Genomic DNA, 20,790 nt, shown 5'->3' with positions numbered 1-20,790 from the left:
CTTTTAATAAGTAATTAAAGCTTGCATGTCGTATCCTTTAATCTTATCCCGTCCATCTAAGTAGGTTAGTTCAATTAGAAACGCACAGCCCGCAACGATGCCGCCAAGCTTTTCAACAAGCTCTATTGTCGCTCCAACTGTTCCACCGGTTGCAAGTAAATCATCTACAATGAGTACACGTTGACCGGGTTTTATGGCATCTTTGTGAATTGAGAGTGTATCTTTCCCATATTCCAAATCATATTCCACATCAATGGTCTCTCGTGGCAATTTTCCTGGTTTACGAACAGCAGCAAAACCAACTTCAAGTGCATAAGCAACAGGACAACCGATAATGAATCCACGTGCTTCGGGTCCAACAATAATATCAGTACCTACTTGATTGGCAAACTTTACAATTTCATCTGTAGCGAATTTATATGCTTTTCCATTATCCATAATTGTTGAGATATCTTTAAAGCTAATACCTTCTTTCGGATAATTTGGAACGATTGTCACAAAGTCTTTCAAATTCATTATTGTTCCTCCCCATTGACAGTTTCTATACGCAAAGTATCGAACCATCTTTTCAATTCCATATAAGGTGCATATAGAAGTTGTTCCTCAAGCTTCATTTGGTTTTCACGCTCTTTATATGCCGGTGCTTCTGTCAAATCTCGTTTTCCAGTAGTTTCGACAACAGAAGTAAAACCATTTTCTATCTTAACAAATCCAAGCTCAAAAAACACCTTTGTCATGAAATAAACTGAATCATTGTTCCAACTTTTATGTTTTGCTAATGCTTTCCCCTTATTCACAAAATCGAAATTTACTTGTTTTTTCAGAAAGCTATAGTACCAACCAAATTGTTCACGGCTTGGCAGTCCGTCGAAATACTTTGATTCCAAAACGTGAAAATGTGCATAGATTCGTTTTGGATTCAGTTCTTTAACTACCGTTTCCAAGCTTGAGGTTTTTGAAGGAATATCAAGAAACACAATATTATCTACATCTGAAATTTCATCTTTTCCGTATTCGTATATCGTTCCATTGGTAATCGACGTTTTAAAATGGCTGACGGTTTGTTCTTGAAATGCTATAAATGCAGTTCGTTGTGTAGGAATTGTATGCAACCATCTGGACTGCTCATGGACTCCTCTTAAATCAAACAACTGCCATTCATCCGATAAAAGATCACGGATTAAAAGCTGCGGCTTTTTATTGCCATTCCACTCATTGACTTGTAAATCCCCGACAACTGATACTTTTACAGAAGGTGTTAGTTGGTCTGCGATATGACCCAGACCAAATCCGATAGCATCTATTGTATCCTTACCGTTCGTCAACTCTAACTTTAAATGATTCTGCGCTGCACCTATTTTACGAATAGACTTAACGGATAAATTCTCAAGTAAATAGACTGGTTTTATAAAACCCATACCAAAAGGTCTCAATAACTCAAGTGATTCCAGTACTTTCACATCAATTTCATCGATTGTGAGAGGTACATCTATCGAGAGCTTTGGCACAAGCAATTCTGGTGTTAGCGAAGTTTCAGACTGTCGATTCAGATTTTCCCTTAACTCCCCAACATCATTGATATTGAGAGACATACCTGCCGCCATTGGATGCCCTCCAAAATGAGGCAATAAATGAGCATTTTCCGTAAGTTCTTCAAACATATTAAAGCCGGTAATACTTCTAGCTGAACCTTTGGCAATTCCACTTTCCATATCTAAAGACAATACGATTGAAGGGCGGTAATACTTTTCAGTTAAACGTGAGGCAACGATTCCTACGACACCTGCATTCCAACCTTCTTTGGCAATAACAAAAACGTTTGGAATTGATTCTCCGTACATTTCAGATATGATTTCCTCCGCCTCTTGCGCCATTGTCGAAACCAGAGCTTGCCTTTCTTTATTAAGCGAATCCATTTTTTCTGCGAGCATTGTCGCTTCTGCAATATCATCCGTCATAAACAAATCAACCGCTGGTGAAGCATCACCTAGACGGCCGGCTGCGTTGATGCGAGGACCTATCATGAATCCAATAGACTCTTCCGTAAGATCGGCTTGAATCGTTCCAGCGACCCGTGTAAGTGCTTGAATTGCCGGTCGCCTTGAGACACGCATTCTGTTGATGCCTTCTTTTACAAAATATCTGTTTTCACCATGCAGTGGAACCAGATCAGCTACAGTTCCAATAGCAACAAGCTCAAGCAAATCGAGGGGTAGTTCTTCCAAAAGTGCACATGCAAGCTTGAAAGCTACACCTACTCCTGCCAATTCGCCAAATGGATAGGAGCCATTTGGATGACGCGGATGTATAATGGCGTCCGCATCCGGCCATACATCTCCGGGTTCATGATGATCGGTAATAATAACGGACATGCCAAGCGTTTTTGCAAATGCAACTTCATCCACACCCGAAACCCCGTTATCTACAGTAATAATTAGAGAAGCACCTTGTTCATAAATTTCTTGAAAAAGATCCTTATTCGGACCATAACCGTGTATGAATCGATCCGGTATTACGAAAAACACATCTGCACCCAGCCTCTTCAATGCAGTCTTTAGTACTGATATGCTTGTGACACCATCCGCGTCATAATCTCCATAAATCGCAATTTTTTTATTATCCCTGATTGCTTGGTTTATTAGTGTAACCGCATTTTCCATATCGTAGAGTAAGTACGGATCATGCATTGACAATTGGTCCATATGTAAAAAAGATTGAGCTTCAATAGAATTTGTAATTCCCCTTGAAACCAATATTTTAGCGTGCACTGTTGGAATCTTCAGCTCTGTTTTTAGTTGCTCAACAATTTGTTCATCTGGACGCTCAATCGACCATTTTTTCATTGATTCTATCAATACGTTCACATCCTCTGTTTCATTATAGCGGATGAACTCTTTATCTGAAAGAAAGCACACTGCCCAAATAAAAAACACCGTTTTGAAATAAATTCAAAACGGTGTTTTTTTGATTAGTTTGTAATATCTTCTACACGAATATCCTGAGGAATAATTTCCCCTGTTGTTTTTTGCAACTCAGCAAGCTCGTTTTGTTGGTTGGCAATTATTATTTCTTTTTCATTATTCTCACGTAATAGTTCCTTTATACGTCGATTGGACTGTACAGAGCGAAACATTGCGATGAAAATACTAATTGCTGCACCAAGCAAAGCAGAACATAAAATGACAAGAACAAGTGGCCATTCCGATTCGCCAAAAACATAGTTAACGGGGACGGCATTCACGTTCATAACCGCAAAAACAGCTATGATTACTGCAAAAATTAGACCTAATAATAAGTTCCATTGAATTTTCATACAAATTCCCCTTTCAAAACTAAGAAAAAAACAAGATATACATAAAGTATACCCTGTTTTATCAAAGAGTGAAACCTATTAAACGACAGGTTCGTCGGAGCCCCATTGCTTCTTGTTCTCATCGACTTTAATTGCACCATTTTTTTCAATTTGACGTTTTTTAAGTTCAAACCATATTTGAGCGGAAATGAATATCGATGAATATGTCCCTGCAAGCAAACCAATTAGTAAAGCAATTGAGAAGTTTTGGATGGACGCTGCACCGAGTGACATAAGTGCTACAACTACAAAGACAACGGTTAGAACTGTATTAACGGATCTTCCTAATGTTTGTCTGAGTGATTTGTTCACAATTTCTGCAAGCTCCTCAGCATTGCTTATTACACCGCGGTGATTTAAGTTTTCCCGGATTCGGTCAAACGTAACAATCGTATCGTTAATGGAATAACCGATGATTGTTAAAACAGCCGCAATAAATGTAATATCGACTTCTAAACGGAAAATACTAAACAACGCAAGCATGAAGAATGCGTCATGAACAAGTCCAATGATAGATGCAAGACCCATTCTCCATTCAAAACGGAATGCTACATAAATCACGATTCCAAGTGCTGCAAACAGAAGTGCTTTTAACGCATTTATTACTAGTTCTTCTCCTACTGTTGAAGATACAGCACTAATATTTGGCTCCGACCCATATTGAGCAACAAGTTCGGATTTGAATTCATTGATTTCATCTTGTTTAAACTCCACTTTATAGCGAACAACGCCGATATTCCCATTATCACCGGAAATGACGATATCACTTGATGGATGTCCAACTGAATCGATAAACTCAGAGATTTCTTCACTTGCTAAACGATTGTCGGATACGATTTCGATACGTGTACCACTTGAAAAGTCAATCCCTAAGTTCAATTTAAACAACCCGAGCATTGCAACACCCGAAATAAGTAAAACTGCGGAAAGGACGTAGAACTTTTTACGAGAACTTACGAAATCAAAACGATCAAACTTAGTGGATAATTCAAGCGTTTCTACTTTATCTTCTGGTGGATTGACGCGACTCTTAGAAATGCCAAAAAGTCCGGTTTTTCCGTCTAGCAGGCCACTGTGTACTAGAAGTCCAAGCAGTAAGCGTGAGCCCCATACAGCAGTTATGAAACTGACCATAATACTGATGATAAGAACTGTTGCAAATCCTTTTACAGAACTTGTCCCAAATATAAATAAGACGACTGCAGCGAGAAGGGTTGTAACGTTAGCATCTATAATTGCTGTAAATGAAGATTTAGCACCCGCAACAAAAGATGTTTTCACAGATTTCCCGACACGCAATTCTTCTCTTATTCGTTCGTACGTTAGAATGTTTGCATCAACTGCCATACCTACACCGAGCATGAGTGCCGCAATACCTGGAAGCGTCAATACTCCGTTAATAGCCGTAAAGACGACAAGGATTAGATAAATATAGACAGATAAAGTAACGACTGCTACCAATCCTGGGATTCGGTAATAAACCAACATAAATATAAATATAAGTGCAATACCTACGATTCCAGCAACAATTGTTTTGTTTAGGGCTTGTTCACCAAATTGAGCTCCCACCGATGTTGAGAATATTTCTACCAGTTTAACTGGTAAAGCACCCGCATTCAAAATCCCTTTAAGATTCGTTGTTTCTTCAATAGAAAACGATCCCGATATTTGAACAGTAGATGAATTAATAGGTACATCTACATTTGGTGCCGATACAAATTTAGGATCCGGTTTTCCAACTTCAGCTGCAAATGAATCTACACCCTCTTCAAAATCTAGCCAAATAACAAGTTGGTTATTCGGTTTCATTTGAGATATTTCAGTTGTTATTTTACCGAATTTATCTGCTTCCTTCATTTCCAAAGTAACAATGGGTCTTCCGTTTTGATCGAAGTCCGCTTTCGCTTTCCCTTCTCTCAAATCATTTCCATCAAGCAAGAGTCTATCATTTACATCTCTAAATGTAAGATTTGCCTGAGTTGAAAGAAGTTCACGTGCAGTGTCTTGATCTTCAACGCCCGCAAGCTGTACACGGATTCGGTTCCCTGATTCTACTTGAATATTTGGTTCGCTAACTCCGAGTACATCGACCCTTCGTGATAATGCATCTGCGGTATCGCTAACCATTTCTTCTGAGATTTTAGATCCATCATCCTTTAGTGGCTCAACTTGATAAAGAACTTCAAATCCACCTTGTAAATCCAACCCTAGATTTACATCTTTTAAAATAGGATTAATGGTCCCACCTATTGTCGCAGCAAACATAACAATCAATAATAGGAACGCAATGATCCGTCCTCTTGTTTTCATTATAAAGTTTCCCCCTCTTAAATATGAAGCGGCACGGCAGTTAGCTATGTACGCACTCAAAAAACACAATAAGTCTATTATGAAACAGGGGGCTCCATGTGTCAAATAGACTCGTGTATTTCTAATTTATTAATTCTTTTTTTTGTTCGGTTTTAAAAGTATTTGCAATTCATCACTGTTTAGTTCTGAAAACCAATCTGAATTTCGCTGTGCTTCAATTTGTGTATATGTCATAAAAGCTGCGGGCAATATTTGCAAAATATCATTCGTAATTACATGCTCGCGAAGTGTATTAATGTCTTTTTTACGCCATTTTTTTTGGACACAATATGACCATATATCTTTCTCAGTTACCGTCGTATACCCATACAAATGGAATTCGGTTTTCTTACTCTCTAATGCAGGATACATATGACTGAATAGATGTTCGAACTGAATTGTCATTGTCCCCATCCCTTTCCTCTACAGTCCTATTTCCAAACATTTACGCATACGTTTATTATATATGAAATGGACGGAATTGAGAAGGAGTTGTTCAAATTGTCTTCATTCATCCGCGGGACAGCGATTTTAATGATTGCTGTATTTCTGTCAAAGCTTTTAGGGTTTGTTTTCCGAATCCAATTTATGAGAATCGCGGGCGAAGAAGCTGTAGGTATTTATATGACCGCTTATCCCGCATTCATTTTTTTCTTGTCTCTTGTGCAGCTCGGTATCCCAATCGCAATCGCTAAAGTTATCGCTGAACTTGAAGCGAAAGGTCAATCTGTAAAGATTCCTGAAGTTATGAAAAGCGCCACATTCCTAACAATTTTAACTGCCGCTGTTTTTGTGCCAGCGTCTATTTTGTTCGTCCCTTATTTAGCAGGCACATTGCTCTCAAACCCTGCAACTTCATCTGCATTATATGCCGGGATAGCAATTGTACCGATTGCGGCAATTGGTGGAATCATTCGTGGTTATTTCCAAGGAATTGCTCGTATAGAAGAAACTGCGTGGTCTCAAATTATTGAACAGTTTTTCCGTATCTTACTGATTACATCGTTATTGCCCTTTATTTTATCTCATGAAAGTAATGCCATGAACGCAGCTTATGCAATGATTATAACGCTTCTTGCTGAATGTACTTCAGTTCTTTATTTACTGTTCAAATACAGACAACATAAAAAAAGAACTCCGACTACAGTAGAAAAAGTTCAACGCTATCCATTTGAACCTCTTTTGACGATTGCGCTGCCCGCTTCAGGGAGTCGATTATTTGGCACCTTTACTTGGTTTCTAGAGCCAATTATTTTTTTGCGCGCATTATCGCTTTCCGGAATAACCGCAGTCGCCGCAACTTCCCTTTACGGAATCATCTCTGGTGTTCTCGTGCCACTCTTATTATTTCCAGCTTTTATTCCATACGCCCTATCCGTCGTCCTTGTACCCGCAGTGAGTGGTGCTGCTGCATCCGCAAATAAGGCGAAACTTCGAGAACGCATACATTTAGCCCTCCGTTTGTCCGCATTAACCGGTGCCTTTGCAGCGACAGTATTTTTCATTCACGGACAGGCATTGGCTGAAAAATTGTTTCAAATAACTGAAGGCGGATCTTATATGGTAATTTTAGCTCCCGTTTTCTTTTTCTATTACATTCAAAGTCCCCTCTACTCAATTTTACAAGCAACTGGAGATGCCAAAGCTGGAATGATGAACTCAGTATATGGAGGAATCGCAAAGTTGGCGGTCATGTTCATCCTTGCATCGCAACCCGGATTACAGGTTACGGGCGCTGTTCTGGCGATTGGTTTCGGCGTGCTCATTACGTCTTTTCTTCATATTGCTACTTTACGAAAAAACAAAGCTACAGCAACTGGGTTTACAATGTTCGCTCTGCCGTACGCATCGTTCATCATGACCGTAATTACACGACCTATTTTTATCCCGATAGGTGGTTTTGGCCTTTTTACAGAATGCCTAATTACCTCCATTTATCTTCTATTCGTTTTAATCCTAACCGGTCAAGTGAAAAAGAATGATTTTCTGTTGTTTAAAAAATTGTTGAAAGTTTAATGAAACTCTTCTTTTAGTTGAATTACAAACTTGTCATTTTCAAATGAACAATAAAAAACTTGGGAACTGTCATTTACACCATTCGTTTTTAACCCTTCCACTAGCCACTGATCTGTTTTACCAATAATCTTGACATGTCTACTTTGAATAACACCGTCCGTAATAAGAGCCAAAACCGGTTGCGTCTCTTCGTATTTAAAAACAGAAAGATTGCCGGATGGTTCCAAAAATGCAAAAGAAACTTCTTTGACAGAGCCAATCTGTTGTTCACGTAGTTGTTGAAACAAATCATCTAAATTATATCGCTGTTTCCTCATTTCCGACTCTTGAATAATTCCATCACGAATAATAACAGATGGATCTCCATCGACTAAATCTCTAAACTTTTTACTTTTTAGTGAAAGATAGGACGATATAAGTTGAATGAACAGTAAAATTATGATTGGGACGATAGACATAACCAGTTTTTTGTCTGGGGAATCCAGTGCAAAGGCTGCGACTTCAGCCATAATGACAAATACAACAACATCAATGACTGAGAGCTCTCCGACTTCTCTTTTTCCCATTATACGCAAGACAAATAAAATGAGAATATATAGAAAAACCGTACGATAACTAATGATTAATAAATCACTCATGTACATCCTCCTTTTATAAAAGGATGCCCATTGTACTTTAGCAAATATACAAAAAAACGACGATAGTTCGTACAGGAATAATCCTGTCAAAACTACCGTCGCTTTTTTGTTCTGAATTCATGTTCTTATTGATTTACTCGGCCAATCGCTTGTCTATCGAATTGCAATGTTGTACTTTCAGATACTTTTAAATAAATAGTTGTATCATCAACAGCGTCTATTGTACCGTGAATTCCGCCAATTGTAATAACCGCGTCCCCACGTTTCAAATCGCTCTGCATTGTTTTCGTAGCTTTCTGTCTCTTTTGTGCTGGTCTAATAAGCAAAAACCACATTATTGCAAACATCGCTACGAAAGGTAGTAAACCTATCAACGTTTCATTCATTTTCCATCCCCCTTTCGACCTTGATTCATTATACAAGATTTAAAAGTTTTTTGCATTCAGTTTATTCAATCCATAGCTTTCGAAAAATTCATCGCGGAAATCACCAAGAGAATCTGTTCGAATTGCACCTCGTACTTCTTCCATTAAGTTCAGAAGGAAGTGCAAGTTATGGTAAGACGTCAACCGAATTCCAAAAGTTTCATCCGCACGTAATAAGTGACGAATATATGCACGACTGTAATTTTTACATACGTGACACGTACATTTGTCATCGATTGGACCAAAGTCACGTTCGAATTTTGCATTGCGCATATTGATACGCCCGGAACTTGTCATAAGAGCACCGTTACGCGCAATTCGTGTCGGAAGCACGCAGTCAAACATATCAATGCCACGTATCGCACCATCAATAAGAGATCTTGGTGAACCAACCCCCATCAAATACCGAGGTTTGTCTTCAGGCAAAAGTGGTGTTGTAAATTCAAGCACTTCATTCATTACTTCTTTCGATTCACCAACCGAAAGCCCACCAATTGCATAGCCCGGAAAATCTAGGGATACGAGATCTTTAGCACTTTGTTTTCGAAGTGCCTCGAATTCTCCTCCTTGAACAATACCGAATAATGCCTGGTCAGCAGGTCGAGCGTGAGCAGACAGACAACGTTCTGCCCATCTAGAAGTTCTTTCAACACTTGCTTTCATATATTCAAATGTCGCAGGATATGGTGGACATTCATCGAAAGCCATCATGATGTCTGCGCCAAGTGCGTTTTGAATTTCAGTTGCTTTTTCTGGGCTCAAAAAGAGTTTACTGCCATTTAAATGATGTCTAAAATGAACACCCTCTTCTTTTATCGTTCTAAATTCACTGAGTGAAAAGACTTGGAATCCACCGGAATCTGTAAGAATAGGTCGATCCCAATTCATGAATTTATGTAAGCCGCCTGCTTCTTGAATAATATCGTGTCCAGGACGAAGCCATAAATGATAAGTGTTGCTCAAAATAATGCCTGCCCCAACTTCTACTAATTCTTCTGGGGACATTGTTTTAACGGTAGCTTGAGTACCTACTGGCATAAAAGCAGGTGTCTCAAAAGAACCATGTGGAGTATGGACAATACCAAGCCTTGCTCCAGTTTGTTTACATGTTTTGATATGTTCGTATGTGACTGCTGGCATAATTATGATTCCTTTCTTTCAGGGGGTTTGATAAACATCGCGTCGCCGAAGCTAAAAAAACGATAGTGTTCATTAATTGCTTGGTGATAGGCTTCCAAAACGTGTTCACGAGTTGAAAGTGCTGATACCAACATGATTAATGTCGATTTTGGTAAATGAAAATTAGTCAAAAGACCATCGAGAATACTAAATACATAACCAGGATAAATAAAGATAGATGTCCAACCACTTGAAGGGACAATTCTCCCATCATTTGCTGAAGCAATCGTTTCAAGTGTCCGAGCAGAAGTTGTACCGACGGCAATAACTCTTCCACCGCTTTCTTTCACTTCATTTATAGCATTCGCGGCACTTTCCGAAACACTATAATACTCCGAGTGCATCGTATGACCTTCAATGGTATCGACACTCACAGGTCGAAACGTTCCAAGTCCAACATGCAGTGTAATGAATTCTACCCCTACACCTTTTTCACGAATACGGTGTAGAATGTCATCTGTAAAATGAAGGCCAGCTGTTGGCGCCGCCGCAGAACCACGTTCTTTCGCAAATACGGTTTGATACCGTTCTTGATCATCCAATGTTTCAGTAATGTATGGAGGCAAAGGCATATTTCCAAGCTCATCAAGAACCTCATAAAAGATGCCTTCATAGATAAACTTGAATATGCGCCCTCCTTGTTCAAGAACGCCTGTACATTCCGCTTTCAATTGTCCATCCCCGAAGGATACAATGTTTCCAGGTTTTATGCGTTTTGCGGGTTTTACAAGTGTCTCCCACTCATCATTTCCGTGTTCCTTCAATAGGAGAACTTCAATTGCCGCACCTGTTTCTTCTTTGACACCCATGAGTCGCGCCGGAAGGACACGTGTATCGTTTAGAACAAGGAGATCTCCCTTTGTAAGTTCATCAATTAGATCAGGAAATTGTCGATGCTCTATTTTCCCCGTGTCCCCGTTCATCACCATTAGCCGACTCGCAGTTCGGTCTTGTAGCGGGGTTTGTGCGATTAGAGCTTCAGGTAAATCAAAATCAAAATCATTTACGTTCATAATTGTTTCCATCCTTTGTTCTGAAATTAACGACCACTTTCATTATCACTTACTGCATACCCAAAATGATTGTATGCAAGAGCTGTTGCTACTCTACCACGCGGGGTTCGTTGAATGAAACCAATTTGCAATAAATAAGGCTCATAAACATCTTCAATTGTCACGGATTCTTCACCAATGCTTGCAGCAATTGTGTCGACCCCAACAGGACCGCCTTGAAAGCGTTCAATCATTCCAGTAATCAGTTTATGATCAATGTGATCTAAGCCATGTGAATCGACCTGAAGCATTTCTAAAGCCTCTCTAGACGTCTGTAGCGTAATGCTACCATCTCCACGGACTTGAGCATAATCACGGACTCTACGTAGAAGTCGATTCGCAATACGAGGGGTTCCACGAGAACGTTTCGCTATTTCTATCGCTGCTAATCGGTCGATAGTGACATCGAAAATGACTGCACTTCGAACAACAATTTCAGTGAGTGGTTCTTCTCCGTAAAATTCCAAACGAAGAGGAACACCAAATCGATCTCGAAGTGGCGCAGAAAGTGCCCCTGCACGCGTCGTTGCTCCAATCAGTGTAAAAGGCGGCAGATCAAGTCGTATGGAACGAGCGGTTGGCCCTTTCCCAACGACAATATCAAGACAAAAATCCTCCATTGCTGGATAGAGTACTTCTTCAATTGCTCGATTCAGTCGATGAATTTCATCAATGAATAGAACGTCTCCTGGTTCCAGCGAGGAAACGACCGCCGCCAAATCACCAGGACGTTCAATAGCGGGTCCACTCGTCATTTTAATGTTGACATTCATTTCATTCGCTATAACAGTTGCAAGGGTCGTTTTACCAAGACCGGGTGGCCCATACAGTAAAACATGATCCAAACTCTCACTACGCCCTTTTGCAGCTTCTATGAAAATACTTAAATTGTCTTTCACTTTTTCCTGCCCAATATATTGGCTTAGATACTCCGGTCTTAGTGATTGTTCAAATCGTTCATCAAAATTTGTTGTTTCACCCGAGACAACGCGGTCATCCATAACTAAGCCCTCCATTTTTAAGCATTATTTTTTCAATAAAAGTCGAAGAGCCTTTTTCATATACCCTTCTGTATCCAATTCTTCATCTTCAAGTTTCGGTTTCACTTTTGTTAATTCTCGTTGCGAATAACCTAGCGCTTCAAGTGCGAGTAATGCTTCATCAAGTGCACCGTTTTCAACCATTGTAAGCAGGTTGAATTCCTCATCCGGCATATCGATTTCACTAAACAAATCATGCAATTTCCCTTTTAAGTCCAAAATCATTTGTCGGGCGGTCTTTTTTCCTACACCCGGAAATTGAACAAGGAAAGATTCATCTTCACGTTCGATTGCACCAATAACTTGTGAAGGTATACCACTAGCAAGAATAGCAAGTGCCCCTTTTGGTCCGATCCCTGAAACGGTAATCAGTTTTTTAAACAATTCGCGTTGTTCCAGTGTTTTAAATCCAAGCAACAACTGAATGTCTTGCCGAACATGTAAATATGTAAATACTTGCTGGAGTTCATCTGTAATGTGAAAAGAATATGGATTCGGCGTCATAACAAGCCAGCCCAGACCGCCTTGGTCAAGTGTAATGTATTCAGGCGTTACTCTTGTAACATGCCCTTTTATGTAGTCGTACATTTTAGGACCTCCTCAATTCGTCATTCACAATTATAGCATACGAACGCACTTTCTGGGAACGACACTCTTAAAGCGAGAGCAAGGGTTTTTAGTTCTATTCTTTAATAGAACAAGAGTAAAGTGATTGTACTAAATATGATGTTAGTGAAAGAAAATCCCCCTCCACGTATAAAGCAGAAAGGGATGGAATTTCACTAACGTCCTTTTTATAAACGTATATTGAACTAAACAATCCTGCTACCCGCTGATTTCCGTTCCGACCGGACGCGTTCCATGGGGCGTGCGGCGAGCCTCCTCGTCGCAAAAACCGCGCTCCTGCGGGGTCTCGCCTGTCACGCTAATCCCATTGGAGTCGCCGGTCTGCACTCCAATCAGCTAAAACGTGTCGGAATATAAGTTCAAAATAAATAGAAAGTAAGTATGATTACCTGTAGAATAAATGTTGATGCTACCCCAAATACTTATTCTTCCTTAAAGTAGTTATAGTTCAGTTCCTTAACAACAAAAGTAGTTTTAATATCTACTCCAACATTGTAAGAAATCATTAAACTCGCAAGTTCTTTCCCATCTATCAAAATAATACTTTTTGAATCAACTTTCTTCGCATACTCTTTAGCACCGTTTGTAAAATATGACGTTGTGATAAAGACACCTTTTCTTGCTCCTTTTCCGTCCAACGCACCAGAAAAACCTTGAACAGCAGCGCGTCCAACCGAATTTCCTATGCCGTACCTCTTAGCTTGTACATAAATATTATCTAGCCCTAATTTATCTTCTTTTATTATACCATCCAAGCCTTCATCGTTAGTTCTATCTGTTACTTCACCATCTCCATATCCCATGGTAGTTAGTAAATCAATAACAATATCCTCAAATTTTTTCCAGTCTAACCTCATTAATTCATTCAATAACTCATCTGCTAATTGATTATGTAAATCATTCACATTTTCTTTTATTGCTGTTAGCGGGTCTACTAACTTTTCCATTTCTTCAACTTCTACTGCAATATCAAATACATTTTCTTCTAACAACTCCAAACCTTCTGCTGTTATTTGATAGGAAAATTTATTTACTTCAATTATATAACCTTCTTTTTTCAAGCTATATCTAGCTCCGCGAATTCTTGACAAGAAAATTGTATCAGTGTTAGTTTCGTATTTCATTATTCGTTGTGATTCAGACAAATTAAAAACCTTCACTATCTTTTGAGTAAGTTCATTTGCTGAATATGTATTACCATCTCTTAATTCATCAAGATATGGTATTAACAGTTCTTTAATTGTAGGTATTGTTTTTGCAATATCTTTACTATATTCATTACTTATATTTTCAAATTTATTTTCATGCAAAACTTGCTTAGTTTCTGTTTCATTTTCAGGCATTCCGTTATCTTTCACCCATTTTTTTATTTCATTCATGGATAAACCCATTTCTCTAAAGTCTTTCAAGAAACTTAGTATTCTTATAGATTCGTTATTGTACATCTTTTTATTATTAACTTTTTCAAACGGAATATAATCTTTAAACGCTTTTATCCATCTTCTTCCGTTTCCTTCAGACCATCCCACTTTTTCAGACATTTTTGTTTGTGTAAATAACTTGTTTTTGGTCAATGATCATCCCTCCACATTATTAAAGTTCTAAATATAAATCCGTTACACTTATTTTTTCTGTGCTGTTGCAGTATTTCTTTAAAACAGATCATATCTGCTGTTAGTATTGATATACCATATTTTTAAGTCCAACAAGATATTTTACACTCTCCGATTCTGCAATTGTTCCTTTCATTTTTTTCTTTCAGTATAATCTAAACACTAATAATTACTTACTACTTCACCTTCCAAGATTATTCGATTAAATTTTGAAACAGGAATAGCAACAATCCCCAATTTCTCAGACTGCTCTAATAACTTGTACTCACCATTGTCTGTGTAAATCATGTAGTCTACTTTCTTTGCATTTGGGCTTGCGACAACTGTTGCTCCCATTTCTCCGAGTAATCTACTGACAATAGCTTGTACTCTCAACTTTAGGCAAGATATATTCACTTTTTTACCTTCAAACTCACGTAGTAACTTATAGGGAGATTGTTTATGTGAAGACATTGGTAACTCAGAAATGATAGAAGACTCTATAGGTTTTTGCTTATTTTCTTTAATTGCTAAATCTTGAAACACAATATCAATAAACCAATTATCTTCATACATTGGTACATCTAGTTCTATTGCTTTGTTTATTTTATTTGCTCCAACTTTTTCACCACAAATTAAATAGTCCGTTTTCTTATTTACGTTATTACCAACTGATGCTCCACAGCAAACTGCTATTTCTTGCATTAAAACTCTTGGGAACTGTGAAGCTCCTGTGAACACAAGGTGCTTCCCCTTAAACACTTCTGAATCACCTTTTATTTTCAATCCTTGTTCTAGAAAAGACTTCGCAGATGATTTTAAGTTTTTAGGCGACGTTTTATATAAAGGCAACCATTGATTAGGTTGAGTTGCTTCTAATACCTTAAATAACACATGTGCATCATCTATTGCAGTATGTGCATTACCTCTTTCAATTTCAAAATAGTTTACCAAGTAGTCTAGTGAATAACTAAATAAATATGGACATGCTCTTTTAATCGCCCTAATTGAATCATAAAAAGTGTTTTCTTCACTTATCCAATTATAATGAACCAAAAACTTTCTATCGAATGATGCATTATGTGCAATAATGGGATAAGGATAATTTGTAACAAAGCTTTGGAATTTTGCGATATAGTGTTTATTTTCACTAATACACGAATAACCTGCACCCATACCTTCATGAATCACATTTTCATCTTCTATTTCACCTAAGTGAAGTAAATCAACTATTTCACCATTTTCAATCGCTAAAACTGCTACCTCATAGATTCGATCTTCTACTTGGAAGCCACCTGTTTCAATATCAAGAAGTAACTGCCTCTCCATCTAATAGCACCTCTCCAATATCATATTTGTATGTCATCAACACATAACTCTGCATATCCTCCCACTCTTCGAATATTAGAGAACTATCTGCAAACTTTAAATTCCACGAAGAGCTATAAACTTCTTTTCTAATCTGATATGCCCCAGTGGCTTTGCCTGTTTTATTACGCACATTGTCGTACACTAAAACACCGCTATCAATATTAATATATTGATAGCGGGCAACTTCAACACCATCTTGTTGTAAGATGATTGTTGCATTAGTTTTAATATTATGAAATACCAACTCTTCAAACGGATATAAACCCATAGAGCTCCAATTTTTCTTTCCTTTTTCTAAGTAAGAGTTAAGTCTTTCAGTGTTATAAAATCCTAAAATATAAACCCAATCCTCTACGACATTCAAAATAGCACTATCTAATTCGTTGATTCTTTCCAGTAACATCTCAATCCCCCCTAAAGAAATACTTGCTGTTTTCAATAACATCTTCCAATAACAAAAATATTAACATGTAGTTTATCCTAATAAATTATCAATATCTGCGCTGATATCGCTTTATTTTTCGTTTGATATAAGTGTAACGGGCAGCTTGTACACTTCATTCTTATTAAAACACAATTCTACAATTAGTTATGAAGTCCTCTATTTTTGTTAATCGATTCCAAATAACAATAGAAATCCTAATCTAATAAAAAATATATATGCTATCATAACGTCTTTCAATAACAAAAAAGGCACCTCCCTCCAAGCTTGTCGTTAAACAATACTTGTCAGAAAGTACCTATTTTGAATGTCATTAAATAAAGGGTTAAGTTTCAGGATGTATGTCACAACAAACGTGATTTTCACGTTAACACCTTACTACCAAAACCTTCTAACCCCTTGCGTGCAAAGCTCCTAGATAAAACGAACTTATTCTCCTGCGTTGTGATACACATCTTGAACATCGTCATCGTCTTCGAGCATGTCAATCATTTTTTCAAACTTCTCTTCATTCTCTTCACTAATCTCAGTATACATCGTAGGGATCATTTCGATTTCCGCAGAAATAAATTCAATACCTTCAGCTTCAAGAGACTCCTTAACTTGTAAGAAATCTACTGCAGCTGTCACAATTTCGAATCCTTCGTCTGTTGATTGGATATCTTCCGCGCCTGCTTCAAGTGCCGCCATCATTACTGTATCTTCGTCCGTGTCGTCCGTTCGTTCAATAAACAAACGACCTTTACGTTCAAACATATAGCCAACAGAGCCACTCTCACCGAGATTTCCTCCATTTTTACTGAAGGCCAAGCGAATATTTGATGCGGTACGGTTTCTATTCTCAGTTAAACAGAATACAAGAACTGCAACTCCACCTGGACCGTATCCTTCGTAAATCACATCGTCGTAATTTTCCTCTGAACCCGAACCTGAAGATTTGTCAATTGCACGTTTTATAATATCATTAGGAACATTTACGCTTTTTGCTTTTTCAATGGCTAGCCGAAGTCCAGGGTTCATTTCTGGATCCGGTCCGCCTGATTTAGCTGCAACAAATATTTCTTTTGACATTTTCTGAAAAACTTGACCGCGCTTTGCATCTTGCGCACCTTTGCGGTTTTTAATATTATTCCATTTGGAATGCCCTGCCATAATGTAACCCCCTAATTTTTCATCCGTTCTACATTATACCATAATTTCGGCCAATGTGAGAGCGCAGATTCTGTAAAGGGGATTAGTTTATTTACTTGTTTCTCCTTGCTCTTATCAGACAATGTAAAGAAATGAAGCCATTCACGAAGCAGCTCATTTGGAAAGAGCAACAGCGATTTTGAAGACCATTTCAGTTTTTGCAAGGATGGTTGTTCATTTAACAAAAACTCAATATCATAGTCGATGTGCGGCAGTACTCGGTGAATCCACAATGCAATTTCTGTTCCAGCAGGACCAGTACTAGCTAAATCAAAGTCAATCAATCGAATAATCCCGTCTTTATCTCTAAGAATATTATGGTGAACAACATCTCCGTGAAGCAGTGTGCCATCCAAGTTGTCTTCATAGGATTTCTTTATGATATTTAATGCATTTGTAGCATAAAACAGTAATTCTTTAACATGACTTTCCCCAATGTATAGTTCACAACTCGAACTGATCGTCTGAAAACGAGCAATACGCTCTTGCCACTTCTCTATAAGTGGATAAGTGTGCAAATATACGGATGCTGGCCAATCCACACGAGTTTTCGTTTCATGAAGTTCGTTTAAAGCGGCAAGCGAATCGGTTCTGTCTGCCCTTTTTTTGAAATTAACCGGACGCACACCCTCTAGCCATGGCTGAATGAATGTTAAATTATCATCCGTTAGTAAAACAGGAACAATATGAGGGTATGCAACCGAGTCAAGCTCCTTATGGATGTGCCGCACTTTCACAGCAGTTGAAGAAGATTGATAATGCTTAACGGAATAACTCTTCCCACCTTGTTCTAATTTCCAGACGTTGTCCTTAATTTTCTCTAGTTTCCCGTCTGTAATCATGCGCCGCTCAGTATGAACCGAACCAGTTTTGCCCCCGTTGATGTTGGGGATTCATATGGTACGGCATCGGTTGATTACATGCACTACAGTGATTGATTGGCTCTGCCATATTCATTGGCATTGGCATTGGCATTTGCATTTGCATCGGATGGTATCTGCCACATCCGCAATTCGTTGTTGGTGAACACCCGCAACCTGACGGAGGATACTGCATTGGTTGTTGTTGCATTCCTTCCATTGGCATTGGATGATATCTACCACACCCGCAATTCGTTGTTGGTGAACACCCACAACCTGGCGGAGGATACTGCATTGGTTGTTGTTGCATTGGTTGTTGCTGTATTCCCTCCATCGGCATCGCCTGTGGGTAAGGCATTGGTTGTGGATATGGAATGGGTTGTTGTTGCTGCATAAACGGACTTTCATCTGATGTCGATTCAAGATTCATTGATGGTGATTCATCAAATAAAATATCCGGTGATTCGAGTAATTGCCAACCCGATGGTAAGGTATTTTCTACCGGCATTGGCTTTGGTATCGGCGTATGTTCAGGACGTTTAAGTGGTGTTTTGTCATCAATTCCCAAAACCGGTTTTGAAGGTGCAGGCGGCATCGGACTTGGCATAGGCGTCGGCGGCATAGGGACATGAGGTGCCTGACCAGGATGCATAAATGGATAACAATCCGCATCGAAAATCGGCATCCACCCACATGGAATTGCAAACACTGGGTGCATATGAGGCTGCATTGGCATTGGCATCGGCATTTGGTGAGCTGGTGGCATTGGTGGTGCCACTGGCGGTGTTGGCGGTGTTGGTTTTGGTAAAACAGGCGTTTCTGGCTTTGGTGCCGGTTTAACTGATGGCTTCGGCGTTGGTTTTGCTGGTGGTGTCGGTTTAGCTGGCGGTTTTTGTTCTTGTGGTAGCGTATGAGTAGGTTTATTATGTTTAACCGGTTCTTTTTCTTTACCCCCAGAATGCTTTGCAGGCAAGAATATTTTCATGCCCGGCACAATATAATCTGGGTTTGCGAGATGTGCATTGACCCTTTTCAACTCTTCAAACGGGATCCCGTATTGTCTTGAAATTTTCCATAACGTATCCCCTCTAACAACAACATGAACTTCCACTTAACATATTCCCCCTTCATCATATCCATCGTATGACCGAATGCCCCACCTTGTGACGCAATTTTTCACGGGACATTCCCTCTTGCCATTTATATGCGATTGGGGTTATTTTATGATTGAAATATTCATAAAAATTTCAATAAAAAAAGCCGTACGTCCTTCTATTAAGGGCGTGTCGGCAATTGACCATATGTAAAATAACTTCCAAAAGAACGAACAATACAATTAAGAGATGCAAGTTCTTCCATAGCACCAATCATCATTGGATGATCCTCTGTTTCCTGAACATCGATAATGAAAAAATAATTTCCAAGACCTGTTTTCAAGGGCCTTGATTCAATTTTACTCAAATTGAGCTTGCGCCATGCAAAAACAGAAAGAATTTGGTGAAGTCCTCCGGAACGGTCACCTTCAGGTAGTTTAACCATTAGTGTTGTTTTCTTCGTCTCCGAATGGTTTTTCTTTTCTAAAACGCCTTTACGAAGAGAGAGCACAACAAATCTCGTATGATTGTAGTGAAAATCATGAATGTTTTCCTCTACGATATGTAACCCATACTTCTCTGCAGCAAGTCTATTTCCAACTGCAGCAATTTTTTCATCCGGATTGTCCGAAATGTATTTTGCAGCTGCCGATGTTGACGTTGTTTGGATAAGTGGTATTTTACGAAATTGATATATTAAATATTTATGGCATTGGGCAAGAGCGTGTGGATGGGATTGAATGGATTTCAATTCATCGATATTATCTTTTTGTTTTTGATTCACCATAAGATGTTGTTCAATTGGCGTTGAAATTTCAGCATTGATAAAAAGATCTTCCCCTTGAACCATATAATCGATTGTTAAAGGAACGGAACCTTCCAGTGCATTTTCCAACGGTACAACGGCATAAGCAACTTTCCCACTCACTACGGCTTCAATACAATCCGGGATTGTTGGGTGTGGCAATAAACCTGACTTCTCAAACAATAAACTTGCTGCTACATGTGTAAATGTCGCTTCAGGTCCTAAATAAGCGACAGAAGGTGAAAACTTCCGTTCTTCCAAAATTATTCCTCCTAATTTAGAGGGCTCCTGAACTTACCAAAGTAACCGAATCAACAAAGTCAGGTGATTTGAGTCGTTGCAGGAACTCCTCCATTTTAATTGGCATTTCAGTCACATCAAGTGATAACGTAATATTTGCTCTACCTTGCACAGGAATCGTTTGATGGATTGTAAGGACATTACATTTACCTTCTGAAACGATTGTGAGTAGAGTCGCAAGAGAACCTTTACGATCTTCAAGTTGAATGAAAATCGTCAGTACTCGTTCTCTAGCAATTGACTCAAAAGGAAATACGGTATCCCGGTATTTATAAAATGCACTGCGTGATAACCCAACTCTTTTTGCGGCTTCTTGAATTGTTTTTTCATCGCCGCTTGATAAAAGCCGCTTAGCCTCAATCGTTTTTTGCATAGACTCTGTGAGAACATCTTCACGGACTAAGTAAAAACGACCTTCACCTAATTGCTTCATACGATTTCCCCCTTTAAGGCGGTC

The 20,790-nt window shown here is 38.8% G+C and carries 20 protein-coding genes; 1 reads left to right on the top strand and 19 read right to left on the bottom strand.

Annotation, left to right across the window (positions count from 1 at the left end):
* Positions 1–3: 3 nt before the first annotated feature.
* The 5 genes from ACFSFY_RS04525 to ACFSFY_RS04505 all read right to left on the bottom strand — a co-directional run bounded on the left by ACFSFY_RS04525 (position 4) and on the right by ACFSFY_RS04505 (position 6,115).
* Positions 4–516: an adenine phosphoribosyltransferase gene (locus ACFSFY_RS04525; protein WP_381535975.1), complete on the bottom strand. Its 513-nt coding sequence runs from the start codon at positions 514–516 to the stop codon at positions 4–6.
* Positions 516–2,855 (bottom strand): single-stranded-DNA-specific exonuclease RecJ, encoded by a 2,340-nt coding sequence (recJ, locus tag ACFSFY_RS04520; RefSeq protein WP_381535974.1) that lies wholly within the window; start codon positions 2,853–2,855, stop codon positions 516–518. The genes ACFSFY_RS04525 and recJ overlap by 1 nt, the downstream gene beginning before the upstream one ends.
* A 113-nt stretch (positions 2,856–2,968) precedes the next feature.
* Positions 2,969–3,313 (bottom strand): LapA family protein, encoded by a 345-nt coding sequence (locus ACFSFY_RS04515; protein WP_381535973.1) that lies wholly within the window; start codon positions 3,311–3,313, stop codon positions 2,969–2,971.
* A 78-nt stretch (positions 3,314–3,391) separates the two neighbouring features.
* On the bottom strand, positions 3,392–5,662 hold the full coding sequence (secDF, locus tag ACFSFY_RS04510) for a protein translocase subunit SecDF (RefSeq protein WP_381535972.1): 2,271 nt from the start codon (positions 5,660–5,662) through the stop codon (positions 3,392–3,394).
* A 129-nt stretch (positions 5,663–5,791) separates the two neighbouring features.
* A complete protein-coding gene (locus ACFSFY_RS04505) occupies positions 5,792–6,115 on the bottom strand; it encodes a post-transcriptional regulator (protein ID WP_381535971.1) in 324 nt (107 codons plus the stop codon).
* Positions 6,116–6,202: 87 nt separating this feature from the next.
* Between ACFSFY_RS04505 and ACFSFY_RS04500 the strand changes: the two genes are divergently transcribed.
* A complete protein-coding gene (locus ACFSFY_RS04500; RefSeq protein WP_381535970.1) occupies positions 6,203–7,717 on the top strand; it encodes a putative polysaccharide biosynthesis protein in 1,515 nt (504 codons plus the stop codon).
* On the opposite strand, the gene ACFSFY_RS04495 is transcribed toward ACFSFY_RS04500, so the two are convergent.
* From ACFSFY_RS04495 to ACFSFY_RS04430, 14 genes are all read right to left on the bottom strand, one after another.
* Positions 7,714–8,355, bottom strand: a complete 642-nt coding sequence (locus tag ACFSFY_RS04495; protein WP_381535969.1) for a DUF421 domain-containing protein — start codon at positions 8,353–8,355, stop codon at positions 7,714–7,716. The two genes, ACFSFY_RS04500 and ACFSFY_RS04495, sit on opposite strands and share 4 nt — an antisense overlap.
* A gap of 125 nt (positions 8,356–8,480) precedes the next feature.
* Entirely contained in the window at positions 8,481–8,741 is a 261-nt protein-coding gene (yajC, locus tag ACFSFY_RS04490; protein WP_381535968.1) for a preprotein translocase subunit YajC, read from the bottom strand.
* Positions 8,742–8,780: 39 nt separating this feature from the next.
* Positions 8,781–9,920 (bottom strand): tRNA guanosine(34) transglycosylase Tgt, encoded by a 1,140-nt coding sequence (tgt, locus tag ACFSFY_RS04485; protein ID WP_381535967.1) that lies wholly within the window; start codon positions 9,918–9,920, stop codon positions 8,781–8,783.
* A 2-nt stretch (positions 9,921–9,922) separates the two neighbouring features.
* Positions 9,923–10,972, bottom strand: a complete 1,050-nt coding sequence (gene queA / locus ACFSFY_RS04480) for a tRNA preQ1(34) S-adenosylmethionine ribosyltransferase-isomerase QueA (protein ID WP_381535966.1) — start codon at positions 10,970–10,972, stop codon at positions 9,923–9,925.
* A 26-nt stretch (positions 10,973–10,998) separates the two neighbouring features.
* Positions 10,999–12,012, bottom strand: a complete 1,014-nt coding sequence (ruvB, locus tag ACFSFY_RS04475) for a Holliday junction branch migration DNA helicase RuvB (RefSeq protein ID WP_381535965.1) — start codon at positions 12,010–12,012, stop codon at positions 10,999–11,001.
* Positions 12,013–12,036: 24 nt separating this feature from the next.
* The gene (gene ruvA / locus ACFSFY_RS04470) at positions 12,037–12,639 is read right to left on the bottom strand and encodes a Holliday junction branch migration protein RuvA (RefSeq protein ID WP_381535964.1); all 603 of its coding nucleotides are present in this window, start codon (positions 12,637–12,639) and stop codon (positions 12,037–12,039) included.
* 461 nt (positions 12,640–13,100) lie between these two features.
* Positions 13,101–14,252 carry a restriction endonuclease gene (locus tag ACFSFY_RS04465; protein ID WP_381535963.1) on the bottom strand — a complete coding sequence of 384 codons (1,152 nt, stop codon included), beginning with the start codon at positions 14,250–14,252 and terminating at the stop codon, positions 13,101–13,103.
* 201 nt (positions 14,253–14,453) lie between these two features.
* The gene (locus tag ACFSFY_RS04460) at positions 14,454–15,599 is read right to left on the bottom strand and encodes a BRCT domain-containing protein (protein WP_381535962.1); all 1,146 of its coding nucleotides are present in this window, start codon (positions 15,597–15,599) and stop codon (positions 14,454–14,456) included.
* Positions 15,577–16,080: a hypothetical protein gene (locus ACFSFY_RS04455; protein ID WP_381535961.1), complete on the bottom strand. Its 504-nt coding sequence runs from the start codon at positions 16,078–16,080 to the stop codon at positions 15,577–15,579. The genes ACFSFY_RS04460 and ACFSFY_RS04455 overlap by 23 nt, the downstream gene beginning before the upstream one ends.
* Before the next feature lie 432 nt (positions 16,081–16,512).
* On the bottom strand, positions 16,513–17,235 hold the full coding sequence (locus ACFSFY_RS04450) for a YebC/PmpR family DNA-binding transcriptional regulator (RefSeq protein ID WP_381535960.1): 723 nt from the start codon (positions 17,233–17,235) through the stop codon (positions 16,513–16,515).
* 11 nt (positions 17,236–17,246) lie between these two features.
* The gene (locus ACFSFY_RS04445; RefSeq protein WP_381535959.1) at positions 17,247–18,116 is read right to left on the bottom strand and encodes a phosphotransferase; all 870 of its coding nucleotides are present in this window, start codon (positions 18,114–18,116) and stop codon (positions 17,247–17,249) included.
* Positions 18,117–18,123: 7 nt separating this feature from the next.
* On the bottom strand, positions 18,124–19,245 hold the full coding sequence (locus ACFSFY_RS04440; RefSeq protein ID WP_381535958.1) for a LysM peptidoglycan-binding domain-containing protein: 1,122 nt from the start codon (positions 19,243–19,245) through the stop codon (positions 18,124–18,126).
* A 164-nt stretch (positions 19,246–19,409) separates the two neighbouring features.
* A complete protein-coding gene (gene pheA / locus ACFSFY_RS04435) occupies positions 19,410–20,294 on the bottom strand; it encodes a prephenate dehydratase (RefSeq protein ID WP_381535957.1) in 885 nt (294 codons plus the stop codon).
* A 16-nt stretch (positions 20,295–20,310) separates the two neighbouring features.
* Positions 20,311–20,766 (bottom strand): ACT domain-containing protein, encoded by a 456-nt coding sequence (locus ACFSFY_RS04430; RefSeq protein WP_381535956.1) that lies wholly within the window; start codon positions 20,764–20,766, stop codon positions 20,311–20,313.
* Between the last annotated feature and the right edge of the window lie 24 nt (positions 20,767–20,790).

This window comes from Sporosarcina siberiensis (genome assembly GCF_042681925.1).
In the GTDB taxonomy this organism is placed as follows: Bacteria; Bacillota; Bacilli; order Bacillales_A; family Planococcaceae; genus Sporosarcina; species Sporosarcina siberiensis.
Note: the sequence above shows the minus strand (reverse complement) of the source record. Positions and strands in the feature narration are given on the sequence as shown.

Excerpts from the sequence above, each read along its gene's own strand:
- ACFSFY_RS04525 (WP_381535975.1), bottom strand. The coding sequence starts at position 516 with ATGAATTTGAAAGACTTTGTGACAATCGTTCCAAATTATCCGAAAGAA.
- ACFSFY_RS04515 (WP_381535973.1), bottom strand. The coding sequence starts at position 3,313 with ATGAAAATTCAATGGAACTTATTATTAGGTCTAATTTTTGCAGTAATC.
- secDF (WP_381535972.1), bottom strand. The coding sequence starts at position 5,662 with ATGAAAACAAGAGGACGGATCATTGCGTTCCTATTATTGATTGTTATG.
- ACFSFY_RS04505 (WP_381535971.1), bottom strand. The coding sequence starts at position 6,115 with ATGGGGACAATGACAATTCAGTTCGAACATCTATTCAGTCATATGTAT.
- ACFSFY_RS04495 (WP_381535969.1), bottom strand. The coding sequence starts at position 8,355 with ATGAGTGATTTATTAATCATTAGTTATCGTACGGTTTTTCTATATATT.
- yajC (WP_381535968.1), bottom strand. The coding sequence starts at position 8,741 with ATGAATGAAACGTTGATAGGTTTACTACCTTTCGTAGCGATGTTTGCA.
- tgt (WP_381535967.1), bottom strand. The coding sequence starts at position 9,920 with ATGCCAGCAGTCACATACGAACATATCAAAACATGTAAACAAACTGGA.
- queA (WP_381535966.1), bottom strand. The coding sequence starts at position 10,972 with ATGAACGTAAATGATTTTGATTTTGATTTACCTGAAGCTCTAATCGCA.
- ruvB (WP_381535965.1), bottom strand. The coding sequence starts at position 12,012 with ATGGATGACCGCGTTGTCTCGGGTGAAACAACAAATTTTGATGAACGA.
- ruvA (WP_381535964.1), bottom strand. The coding sequence starts at position 12,639 with ATGTACGACTACATAAAAGGGCATGTTACAAGAGTAACGCCTGAATAC.
- ACFSFY_RS04460 (WP_381535962.1), bottom strand. The coding sequence starts at position 15,599 with ATGGAGAGGCAGTTACTTCTTGATATTGAAACAGGTGGCTTCCAAGTA.
- ACFSFY_RS04450 (WP_381535960.1), bottom strand. The coding sequence starts at position 17,235 with ATGGCAGGGCATTCCAAATGGAATAATATTAAAAACCGCAAAGGTGCG.
- ACFSFY_RS04445 (WP_381535959.1), bottom strand. The coding sequence starts at position 18,116 with ATGATTACAGACGGGAAACTAGAGAAAATTAAGGACAACGTCTGGAAA.
- ACFSFY_RS04430 (WP_381535956.1), bottom strand. The coding sequence starts at position 20,766 with ATGAAGCAATTAGGTGAAGGTCGTTTTTACTTAGTCCGTGAAGATGTT.